Annotated in this window: 9 protein-coding genes; 7 read left to right on the top strand and 2 right to left on the bottom strand. The window is 65.6% G+C overall.

Annotated elements, in window-relative coordinates:
* From IF803_RS30460 to pdeM, 3 genes are all read left to right on the top strand, one after another.
* Window positions 1-1186: ABC transporter substrate-binding protein (locus tag IF803_RS30460; protein ID WP_461194616.1), on the top strand; the 1186-nt coding region annotated here is incomplete at its 5' end.
* 303 nt (window positions 1187-1489) lie between these two features.
* Window positions 1490-4252, top strand: a complete 2763-nt coding sequence (locus IF803_RS30455; protein ID WP_461194618.1) for a ligase-associated DNA damage response DEXH box helicase — start codon at window positions 1490-1492, stop codon at window positions 4250-4252.
* Between the two features lie 63 nt (window positions 4253-4315).
* Window positions 4316-4987 carry a ligase-associated DNA damage response endonuclease PdeM gene (gene pdeM / locus IF803_RS30450; protein ID WP_461194614.1) on the top strand — a complete coding sequence of 224 codons (672 nt, stop codon included), beginning with the start codon at window positions 4316-4318 and terminating at the stop codon, window positions 4985-4987.
* A gap of 200 nt (window positions 4988-5187) precedes the next feature.
* On the opposite strand, the gene IF803_RS30445 is transcribed toward pdeM, so the two are convergent.
* A complete protein-coding gene (locus IF803_RS30445; RefSeq protein WP_461194613.1) occupies window positions 5188-6051 on the bottom strand; it encodes a LysR family transcriptional regulator in 864 nt (287 codons plus the stop codon).
* Between the two features lie 98 nt (window positions 6052-6149).
* On the opposite strand from IF803_RS30445, the gene IF803_RS30440 reads away from it, so the two are divergent.
* The 3 genes from IF803_RS30440 to IF803_RS30430 are packed head-to-tail and all read left to right on the top strand — an operon-like array spanning window position 6150 to window position 9223.
* On the top strand, window positions 6150-7073 hold the full coding sequence (locus IF803_RS30440) for a DMT family transporter (RefSeq protein ID WP_461194611.1): 924 nt from the start codon (window positions 6150-6152) through the stop codon (window positions 7071-7073).
* Complete coding sequence (locus tag IF803_RS30435; RefSeq protein ID WP_461194610.1) at window positions 7070-7834, top strand: MBL fold metallo-hydrolase; 765 nt, start codon at window positions 7070-7072, stop codon at window positions 7832-7834. Before IF803_RS30440 ends, IF803_RS30435 begins: the two co-directional genes overlap by 4 nt.
* A gap of 57 nt (window positions 7835-7891) precedes the next feature.
* Window positions 7892-9223, top strand: a complete 1332-nt coding sequence (locus tag IF803_RS30430; RefSeq protein WP_461194608.1) for an NRAMP family divalent metal transporter — start codon at window positions 7892-7894, stop codon at window positions 9221-9223.
* A 14-nt stretch (window positions 9224-9237) separates the two neighbouring features.
* On the opposite strand, the gene IF803_RS30425 is transcribed toward IF803_RS30430, so the two are convergent.
* Window positions 9238-9714: an Lrp/AsnC family transcriptional regulator gene (locus tag IF803_RS30425; protein ID WP_461194607.1), complete on the bottom strand. Its 477-nt coding sequence runs from the start codon at window positions 9712-9714 to the stop codon at window positions 9238-9240.
* 161 nt (window positions 9715-9875) lie between these two features.
* Between IF803_RS30425 and IF803_RS30420 the strand changes: the two genes are divergently transcribed.
* Window positions 9876-11186: an aspartate aminotransferase family protein gene (locus tag IF803_RS30420; RefSeq protein WP_461194606.1), complete on the top strand. Its 1311-nt coding sequence runs from the start codon at window positions 9876-9878 to the stop codon at window positions 11184-11186.
* Window position 11187 lies beyond the last annotated feature (1 nt).

Genomic DNA, 11187 nt, shown 5'->3' with positions numbered 1-11187 from the left:
GTCTGTGATCGCTGCGTCCGTGCTGCCCGCGCCCTTCGTCCGGGCCGCCGACAAGAAATACGATCCGGGTGCGAGCGATACCGAGATCAAGCTCGGCCAGACCGTGCCGCATTCCGGCCCCGGCTCGCTTTATGGTGTGCTGGGCCGCGTCGGCGAAGCCTATTTCCAGATGCTGAACGACAAGGGCGGCATCAACGGCCGCAAGGTGAAATTCCTCACCATGGACGATGCCTACAGCGCGCCGAAATGCGTCGAGGCGACGCGCCGTCTGGTCGAGCAGGAGGAGGTGCTGGCGCTCTATGGTTCGCTCGGTACCGCGCCGCAGACCTCCGTGCACAAATACCTCAATTCCAAGGGCGTTCCCCAACTGCTGTTGAACACCGGCGCCTCGAAGTGGAACGATCCGAAGAATTTCAAATGGACCATGGCGGGCCTGCCGCTCTATCCGACCGAGGCGCGCATCCTCGCCAAGCACGTCGTCAGCGTGAAGCCGAACGCCAAGGTCGGCATCCTCTACCAGAACGATGATTTCGGCCGCGACTTCCTGGGGCCGTTCAAGAAGGTGCTGGCCGATGCCGGCGGCAAGGCACAGGTGATCATGGAGCAGACCTATGATCTCACCGATCCGACGGTCGATTCGCAGCTCATCAATCTCTCGAAGTCGGGCGCCGACGTCTTCTACAACATCACCACCGGCAAGGCGACGTCGCAGTCGATCCGCAAGGTGACCGAGCTCGGCTGGAAGCCGCTGCAATTGCTGTCGGCGGGCTCGACCGGTCGCTCGATCCTGAGCGCCGCGGGCCTCGATAACGCCAAGGACATCGTCGCGATCCGCTACAACAAGGAAGTCGGCGTGCCGCGCTACGAGAAGGATCCGGACGTGGTCGCGTTCGAGGAGCTGCGCAAGAAGTACCTGCCGAACATCGACCCCGACAACACCATCGCTTTCGCCGGCTACGGGCAGGCGGCGACGATGGGCGAAATCCTGCGCCGCTGCGGCGACGACCTGACCCGCGCCAACGTGCTGAAGCACGCCACCACGCTCGCCGGTTTCCATTCGCCCTATTTCCTTGATGGCATCAATTACAGCTATACGCCCGACGATTACACGCCGATGAAGACGCTCTATGTCTCGATCTTCAACGGCAAGGATTGGGACCTCTCCGGCGAGCCGATGACGGAGTAGGGGCGGGGCGCGCTGTTGCTTAACCTCGCCCCGCTTGCGGGGAGAGGCATAGGCCGCCTACGGCGGCCGTCCTCAAGAACGCCGAAGCAGAGCTTCGGCTATGTCGCATCGTGAGATGCGATCCGGGTGAGGGGGTACAGGTCTCACGGCACTCGCCGCTCGCGGAAGCAGCCCCTCACCCCAACCCTCTCCCCGTGAAGAACGGGGAGAGGGAATCGAAGCGTCCTGTCGTGGGCCCCTTGCCACCTGCCGCCATTTCCGACCGCCCTCGACGAAACCGCCTGAACCACCTACCTCTTGGGCGTGTCGACGCTCGATCTCTTCTCCGTTCCGTCGTCGGAAACGGCCGATCTCCTGCCGCGCCGGTTTCGCGACTGGTTTGCCTCACGCGGCTGGTCTCCGCGCGAGCATCAGCTCGCGCTGCTGGCCAAAGCGCGGGAGGAACGCTCGGCGCTGCTGATCGCGCCCACGGGAGCGGGCAAGACGCTGGCGGGGTTCTTGCCGACGCTGGTGGAGTTATCGGGTGAAACACATGGTCCCCAGGATTCTCACCTCCCCCTGAAAGGGGGAGGTCGGCGCGAACAGGCGCGCGCTAGCGCGGCCGGGCGCGACGGGTGGGGGTCAGCCGCGGGCACTGAGCAAGCGGCTGACCCCCACCCCAACCCTCCCCCTTTCAGGGGGAGGGAACCTGACGAGCTCGCAAGCGGAGAGGCAGCAGCGTCGGCGAGATCGCGTCCGAATCTCATCTCTACCGGTCGCTCCGTTCGCCGCAGCGGCGGGCTGCACACGCTCTACATCTCGCCGTTGAAAGCGCTCGCGGTCGATATCGCGCGCAATCTGGAGACGCCGGTCGCCGAGATGGGGCTGCCGATCAGGATCGAGACCCGCACCGGCGACACGCCGGTGTCGCGGCGGCAGCGGCAGCGGCGCTATCCGCCGGATATTCTACTCACCACGCCGGAGCAGCTGGCGCTGCTGCTCGCGTCCGACGACGCGCCCTATCTGTTTTCCTCGCTGAAGCGCATCGTGCTCGACGAGCTGCATGCGCTCGTCACCTCCAAGCGCGGTGATCTGCTGTCGCTCGGACTTGCGCGGCTCTGGACCATCGCGCCGCAGATACGTGCCATTGGCCTCTCGGCGACGGTCGCCGAGCCGGAGCAGCTCGCGCGTTTCCTGGTGCCGCAGCCGGGTGGCGAGAATGCGTCCGCCGACGTCGTCACCGCCGGCGGCGCCGCGCCGCCGGTGGTCGAGATGCTCGACACCAGGGAGCGGCTGCCGTGGTCCGGCCACAGCGCGCGCCATGCGCTGCCCGAGGTCTACGAGCTGATCAAGCGCAACAAGACCACGCTGGTGTTCGTCAACACCCGCAGCCAGGCCGAGATGCTGTTCCAGGATCTCTGGCGCATGAATGACGACGGGCTGGCGATCGCGCTGCATCACGGCTCGCTCGACGTCGCGCAGCGCCGCAAGGTCGAGGACGCGATGGCCGCGGGAAAACTGCGCGGCGTGGTCTGCACCTCCTCGCTCGATCTCGGCGTCGACTGGGGCGATGTCGATCTCGTCATCAATATCGGCGCGCCGAAAGGTTCGTCGCGGCTGATGCAGCGGATCGGCCGCGCCAACCACCGCTTCGACGAGGCCTCGCGCGCCGTGCTGGTGCCGGCCAACCGCTTCGAGGTGCTGGAATGCCGTGTCGCGATCGACGCCATCGCGGAGAATGCGCAGGACACGCCGCCGCTGCGCTCGGGCGCGCTCGACGTGCTGGCCCAGCACGTGCTCGGCTGCGCCTGCGGCAAGCCGTTTCTGTCCGATGAACTCTATGATGAGGTCAGGACCGCAGCGCCCTATGCATCGCTCGCACGCACCGATTTCGACGATGTCGTCGATTTCGTCGCCACCGGCGGCTACGCGCTGAAGACCTATGAGCGTTTCGCGCGCATCAAGCAGGACAAGCAGGGCCGCTGGCGCGTCACCAATCCCAAGGTGCGGCAGAGCTATCGCCTCAACGTCGGCACCATCGTCGAGGAGACCATGCTGAAGGTGCGGCTGGTGCGCTCGCGCGCCGGCGGTAGCGGATCGACCGGCGCGATCGCCCGCGGCGGCCGGATGCTCGGCGAGATCGAGGAGGTCTTCATCGAGGGCCTCGTGCCCGGCGACACTTTTGTCTTTGGCGGTGAGGTGGTGCGCTACGAGGCCTTGGTTGAAGACCAGGTCTATGTCTCCCGCGCCAATGATAAAGATGCAAAAGTGCCGTCCTATATGGGCGGCAAGTTCCCGCTCTCGACCTATCTCGCCGAACGGGTCCGCAAATTGCTCGACAACAGCCGGGCCTGGAACGCGCTGCCGGACCAGGTGCACGACTGGCTGTCGCTGCAGCGGAAATTCTCACGGGTGCCTGCGGTGCGCGAGCTGCTGGTCGAAACCTTTCCGCGCGGCGGCAGCCATTATCTGGTCTGCTATCCCTTCGAGGGCCGGCTCGCGCATCAGACGCTCGGCATGCTGCTGACGCGCCGGCTGGAGCGCGCCCGCGCCCGTCCGCTCGGCTTCGTCGCCAACGAGTATGCGCTTGCGGTCTGGGGCGTCGGCGATCTCTCCTTCATGATCCGGCACGGCAAGCTCGATCTCAACGCGCTGTTCGATCCCGACATGCTCGGCGACGATCTCGAAGCATGGCTCGCGGAATCCGCGCTGATGAAGCGGACCTTCCGCAACTGCGCCATCATCTCCGGGCTGATCGCGCGCCGCTTCACCGACGAGGAGAAGTCGCGCCGCCAGGTGCTGTTCTCGACAGACCTGATCTACGACGTGCTGCGCAAGCACCAGGCCGATCATGTGCTGCTGCGCGCCGCGCGCGGCGATGCCGCCACGGGATTGCTCGATCTTCGCCGCCTCAGCGACATGCTTTCGCGCATCCACGGCCGAATCACCCACAAAGATCTCGACCACGTTTCTCCGCTTGCCGTCCCCGCGCTGCTGGAAATTGGCCGCGAGTCAGTCTATGGCGAAGCATCCGACGAGCTCTTGGCCGAGGCGGCCGCGGAACTCGTGCGGGAGGCGACGACGTAATACTGGCACTGTGGGGAACAGGACGTGACGGCAAGCGCGCTAGCTTTGCGAGACGGTGACGACATGCGCGTTTCGAGGGTCACGGTGGCGGATGTCGGTTTCGTGGCCGATTTCTCCGGCGCACTGTTTTGGGAAGCGCAGAGCCTCTTGGTGGTCTCCGACCTGCATCTGGAAAAGGGCTCGAGCTTCGCCAGCCGCGGCGTGCTGCTGCCGCCCTACGACACGGTCGCGACACTGAGCCGGCTCGCCGCTGTGATTGCGCGGCACGATCCACGGCAGGTGATCGCGCTCGGCGACAGCTTTCACGATCGCGATGCGCATGCGCGGCTATCGGATCCGGACCGCGAGGCGCTCGCGGCCTTGCAGCTGCGGCGCAACTGGATCTGGATCTCGGGCAACCACGATCCGGCGCTGCCGTCCGATCTTGGCGGCGTGGTCGCGACCGAGGTCGCGATCGGGCCGATCGCGTTCCGCCATGAGCCGACCGGTGCGAGCGGCGAGATCGCCGGCCACCTGCATCCCAAGGCGCGGGTGCCGACCCGCGGCCGCGCGATCGAGCGCCGCTGCTTCGCCTGTGACGGCGAGCGCGCGGTGATGCCGGCGTTCGGCGCCTACACCGGTGGCTTGAGCATCCGCGACGCCGCGTTCACACGGATTTTCGGATCGCCCGGCTTCATGGCCCATGTGCTCGGCGACAACCGCGTCCACGCGTTCGTCGCGTCACGGTGTTATTAGCGATCGCCGACCAGCCGCTCCGATCTGCCATCATTCTCGCTGTCGTCCCGGGCAAGCGAAGCGCGACCCGGGACCCATAACCACCGGTGGTCGTTGTTGTGCGACGCTGGGGGCCACAGCTTGCTTAGGCAACACAGCCCTGTGGTTATGGGTCCCTGCTTTCGCAGGGACGACAGCGGAGCAGCGGCGCAGCCTTTGCTTCACGCCGCCTTCGCCTGCACGCTTTCGCAATACTCCGCGAGCCTGTCCGCCAGCCGCAGTGTCGCCGGGCTGGCTTCGGGGGCGGCGACGAGGGCGACCTCGGTGCGGTCGATCGGCGCAAAGCCGTCCTTTGCGGTCAGCACGCGATGCTCGGGCTGGATCGACATTTCTGACAGAATGCTGAGCCCGAGGCCCGCGGCGACCGCGGCCTGGATGCCGGCGAGGCTGGAGGAGGTGTAGGCCATGTGCCAGTTGCGGCCGGCGCTCTCCAGCGCATGGATGGCGCGGGCGCGGTAGAGACAGCCCGTGGCGAAACCGATCAGCGGAACCGAGCCGGCCGTCGTATCGCGCGGGTGGCTCTTGCTGGTGACCCAGTGCACGCGTTCAGGCCACACCGCGATGCCGCCCTTCTCATTGGCGGCGCGCTTGATCAGCGCGAGATCGAGATCGCCGCGTTCGAGATCGCGGTACAGGAACAGGCTCTGGCCGGAGCGCACGTCGAGCCGCAAGTTGGGATGGCTGCGCGCGAAAGTGGCGAGCAGCTTTGTCAGCCGATAGGCGGCAAAATCCTCGGTGATGCCGATCCGGATCGCGCCTTCGCTGCCGGGCCGCGAGAGCACGTCGCGGGCCTCTTCGGCGAGTGACAACAGCCGCCGCGCATAGGTCAACAGCCGCTCGCCGGCTTCCGTCGGGGTGACGTCCTTGCCGCTGCGGATCAGCAGCGGCTGGCCGACATCCTCCTCCAGGCGCTTGATCTGCTGGCTCACCGTCGACTGCGTGCGGTGGACACGCTCTCCGGCGCGGGTGAAGCCGCCGGCATCGACCACCGAGACGAAACTGCGTAACAGCTCCAGGCCGAGCATCGCAGCCTCCATTTATAAATCAACTGCACGCCAGTCTATCATTTAATTTCCAAATATCAAGGCGCGGGCCTAGATCATGGCGGAAGGAGAATTCGCCCATGTCCGCCGCAACCTCGATGGCCGCCCCGCGCGCCCGCTTCAACACCCTGCCGCTGCTGATTGCCCTGTTCTGCCTGCTGTGGAGCTACGCCTTCGTCGCCGGCAAGATCGGCGTCACCGATTGCCCGCCGCTGATCCTGCTCGCCGCGCGGTTTTCGCTCGCCGGGGTTCTGATCCTCGCCATCTCCTGGCTGCGCCGCGACCAATGGGATCTCACCTGGCGCGATGCGGCGGCGTTTGCCGTGCTCGGCGTCGCCAACAACGCGCTCTATCTCGGCCTCGGCTATACCGGCCTGAAGACCGTCTCCGCCGGGCTTGGCGCGCTGATCGTCTCGGCCAATCCGGTGTTCACCGCCATGCTGGCGGCGCTGTTCCTCGGCGAGAGCATGACCTTGCGCAAGGTGATCGGTCTCGTGCTCGGCATCGTCGGCGTCGCCTTCATCGTCTGGCATCGCATGTCGGTCGGATCGGATAGCCCGCACGGCATCCTGTTCACGCTGGCCTCGCTCGCCTCGATCGTGGCCGGCACGGTGCTGTTCAAGCTGCTGGCACCGAAGGGCAGCCTGTGGATCGGCAACGGCATCCAGAACATCGCCGGCGGCCTAGCGGTGATGCCGTTCGCCTTCACCCTCTCCAGCTTTGGCGACATCGTGCCCAGCATGCGTCTCGCCGGCGCCTTCACCTTCCTCGTGCTCGGCGGTTCGATCCTTGCCTATCTGCTCTGGTTTCATCTCCTGAAAGTGTGTGGCGCGACCGCCGCAAGCGCCTATCACTTCCTGATGCCGCCGCTCGGCATGCTGTTCGCCTATCTCGTGCTCGGCGAGCATGTCGAATTTCGCGACCTGGTCGGGATCGTTCCGGTCGCGCTCGGCATTTACCTGGTGACCCGCCCGGCGGCCCCCACCAGCAGGAGTATGACGTGAGCATTACCATCACGCTGATCGGAGGCCCCACCGCCCTGATCGAGATCGACGGGTTCCGCCTGCTCACCGATCCGACCTTCGATGCGCCCGGCGAGTATCAACTGCCGCATGTGAAACTGGAGAAATTGACGGGTCCCGCGCTCGGCGCGCGGGACGTCGGCGCGATCGATGCGGTGCTGCTGAGCCATGACCAGCATTCCGACAATCTCGACCATTCCGGCCGGGATTTCCTTAAAAGCGCGAAGCGCGTGCTGACGACGGAGGCCGGCGCCAGGCGGCTCGGCGGCAAGGCCGAGGGCTTTGCGCCCTGGGCCTCGACCGAGTTGCAGAAGGGCGGCCGGACGCTCACCATCACCGCGACGCCGGCGCGGCACGGACCGGCCGGGATCGAGCCGTTGTCCGGCGACGTCATCGGCTTCGTCGTGCAGCCGGCAAAACCGGACCGTCCGGTCTATGTCAGCGGCGACACCACCTGGTTCGATGGGGTCGCCGAGGTCGCGCGGCGCTTCGATTGCGGCGTGGTGCTGCCGTTCGCCGGCGCGGCGCAAACCCGCGGCCCCTTTCATCTCACCATGGACACCAATGACGCGATCGAAACCGCGCGCGCCTTTGGGGACGCGGTGATCGTGCCGGTTCATACCGACGGCTGGGCGCATTTCCGGCAGAGCGCGAGCGACCTGCGCGCGAGCTTCGATACGCTCGGCTTCGGCCGCCGTCTGCGCATCCTCGAACCCGGCGTCGCCACGGTCATCGAGCCGTAGGTTTCGCCTCAGGAACTTGCCGGTATTCGGCTCGTTGTCAGACGGCTGGAACCGGACATGACGCGGCAAGGGACAATCTCACCACACGACAAACATGACGATGCGCCGGTGGCGAAGCCCCGGCGCCAGCCGTTCAGTTTCAACCGCGTCCTGAAGACGCTCGGCCCCGGCCTGATCACCGGCGCATCCGACGACGACCCTTCGGGGATCGGCACCTACAGCCAGGCCGGCGCGCAACTCGGCTACGGCATTGGCTGGACCATGCTGCTGACGTTTCCGCTGATGAGCGCGATCCAGGAGATTTCGGCGCGGGTCGGCCGCGTCACCGGGCACGGCATCGCGGGCAATGTATGCAGGCATTATCCAGGCTGGCTGCTCGCCGTCGTGGTGACGCTGCTGTCGATTGCCAACACCATCAACATCGCGGCCGACCTCTCGGCCATGGCCGATGCGGCAAAGCTTCTGATCGGCGGTCCGGCCATTCTCTATGTAGTGCTGTTCGGCGTGACCTCCGTGGCCGCGCAGATATTCATGAACTACCGGCGCTACGTCGCGATCCTGAAATGGCTGACGCTCAGCCTGTTCGCCTATGTCGCGGCGCTCGCCTTTGCCAAGGTGTCGTGGATGGAGGCCCTGGCCGGCGTGCTGCTGCCGCGCATCAGCTGGAGCGCGGACCATTTCACGACCATCGTTGCGATCCTCGGCACCACGATCTCGCCCTATCTGTTCTTCTGGCAGGCCTCGCAGGAGGCGGAGGAGCAGCTGGTCGATGTCACCAAGCATCCGCTGATCGAGCGGCATTACGGCGCCCGGCACGAATTCTCGCGCATCCGTGCCGATACTATCACCGGCATGGCGTTTTCGAACCTGATCGCATTGTCGATCATCGTCACCGCCGCCGCATCGCTGCATGCCACCGGCAAGACCGACATCCAGACCTCGGCGCAGGCCGCCGAGGCGCTGCGCCCGATCGCCGGGTCGTTTGCCGAGGTGATCTTCGCGCTCGGCATCGTCGGCACCGGCCTATTGGCGATCCCGGTGCTCGCGGGTGCGACGGCCTATGCGGTCGGCGAGGGCCGACGATGGCCGGTTGGGCTGACGCGCAGGCCGAAGGAGGCGATCGCGTTCTATTCGGTGCTGGCGCTGTCGGGCGGCATCGGCATCGCGCTCAACTTCACGCCGATCGATCCGATCGCGGCGTTGTACTGGAGCGCGGTCGTCAACGGCGTGCTCGCGGTGCCCGTGATGGTGCTGCTGATGTTCATGGCCCGCCGCCGGGACGTCATGGACCGCTTCGTGGTCGGCGGCTGGCTGTACTGGCTCGGCTGGCTCTCGACCGGCGCGATGGCGCTCAGCGTGATTGCGATGGGGATCGGCCTCTTGGCGTAGCTTGTTCGAACTCCTCAACCCTCGCCGAACAGCGAGCTATCGATCTTGGTCGTCGATTTGACCTTTCGCAGGATGATCGTCGTGCGGTAGCTCGCGATGTCGGTGTCCGGATGCATGAGGCGGTCGAGGATGAAGGATTGATAGCGCGCGAGGTCCGAGGACACGATCCGTAGCGAGTAATCCCAATCGCCGGCAATCATGCAACATTCGACGACCTCCGGAAGGTCGATCACCTTCCTCTCGAAGCGCGCGAAGGATTCCCTGTTCTGTTGCTTGAGACGGACCTCGACGATCACGTCGAACCCGAGTCCAACCCGCGTTGGGTCCACCAGCGCCACATAGGAATTGATGACGCCGGCCTCTTCGAGGGTGCGGACGCGGCGCATGCAAGGGGCAGACGAGAGGCCGATTCGTTCGGCCAGCTCGAGATTCGTGATGCGCCCCTCGACCTGCAGCACGTCGAGGATTTTTCGGTCGATCTCGTCAATCACGATCGCGGTTCCCATTTCTTTCGCATTTTCCATCTTTTGCGCAATTGATTGCAGAAGAGGGGATGAAATGCATCTCAAATCGCAATGTCATTGCCCTCGCGCGCGCATAAGATGTGGTGCGAGGGTTCTTGATCGCTGCGACCGAGCAGCAAGGAGCGGGCATGGCCGGAAATGACGACAAATCCTTTTGGGATCGCGCGCGGCGGCACCTCATTCGCTATGGCGGGACGTTCGCTCCCGTCATCATCGAGCGCGCCTCCGGGTCCTTCGTCTATGACGCCGATGGTCGAGCCATCCTGGATTTCACGTCCGGGCAGATGAGCGCCGTGCTTGGTCACGGTCACCCGGAGATCGTCCAGACCATCGGCGAGCATGCCGAACGGCTCGACCATCTCTTCAGTGGCATGCTGACGCGCCCGGTCGTCGCGCTGGCCGAAAAGCTCGCGGGCCTGCTGCCGCCGGGGCTTGATCGCGTCATGCTGCTCAGCACCGGCGGCGAGTCGAACGAGGCGGCAATCAAGATGGCCAAGCTCGCCACCGGCGGCTTCGAGACCGTCGCGTTCGCGCAGTCCTGGCACGGAATGACCTCTGGTGCGGCCGCAACGACCTATTCGGCCGGCCGCAAGGGCTATGGTCCCGCGCCGGTCGGCTCGCTCGCGATCCCGACGCCGAACCCCTATCGCCCGCGCTTCGGCAACGCGGCCGATTGGCGGGCCGAGTTGGCCTACGCCTTCGATCTGATTGATCGCCAATCGACCGGCTCGCTCGCCTGCATGATCGCCGAGCCGATCCTCAGCTCCGGCGGGCTGATCGACCTGCCTGAAGGCTACCTTGCCGAGCTGAAAGAGCTCTGCCGGGCACGCGGCATGCTGCTGATCGTCGACGAAGCACAGACCGGCCTCGGCAGAACCGGCGCCATGTTCGCGTTCGAGCGCGACGGGGCCGTGCCTGACATCCTGACCTTGTCGAAGACGCTCGGTGCCGGCCTGCCTCTGGCCGCGGTCATCACCTCCGCCGAGATCGAAGAGCGGTGTCATGAACGTGGTTTCCTGTTCTACACGACGCATGTATCGGACCCGATGCCGGCCGCGGTCGGGCTAAAGGTCATCGAGATCATCCTTCGCGACAGATTGGTCGAGCGCGCCAGGATAGCGGGCGCGCGGCTGAGGGATGGGCTGCTCGCACTTCAGAACCGGTTCGAATGCATCGGCGACGTGCGCGGCAGGGGGCTGATGCAGGGCATCGAGATCGTGCGCGACCGTTACAGCAAGGAGCCTGACGAAGCGCTTGGAACGCGTGTCTCCCAGCGCTGCATGCAGCTTGGACTGAGCACCAACATCGTTCAGTTGCCCGGCATGGGCAGCGTGTTCCGCATCGCCCCGCCGCTGACGATCAGCGACGACGAGATCGACCTTGGCCTCGCGATCCTCGGCGACGCGTTCGAAAGCGCGTTGCAAAGCAGGACTGGCTAAA

The organism is Bradyrhizobium sp. UFLA06-06, assembly GCF_054820065.1.
Note: the sequence above shows the minus strand (reverse complement) of the source record. Positions and strands in the feature narration are given on the sequence as shown.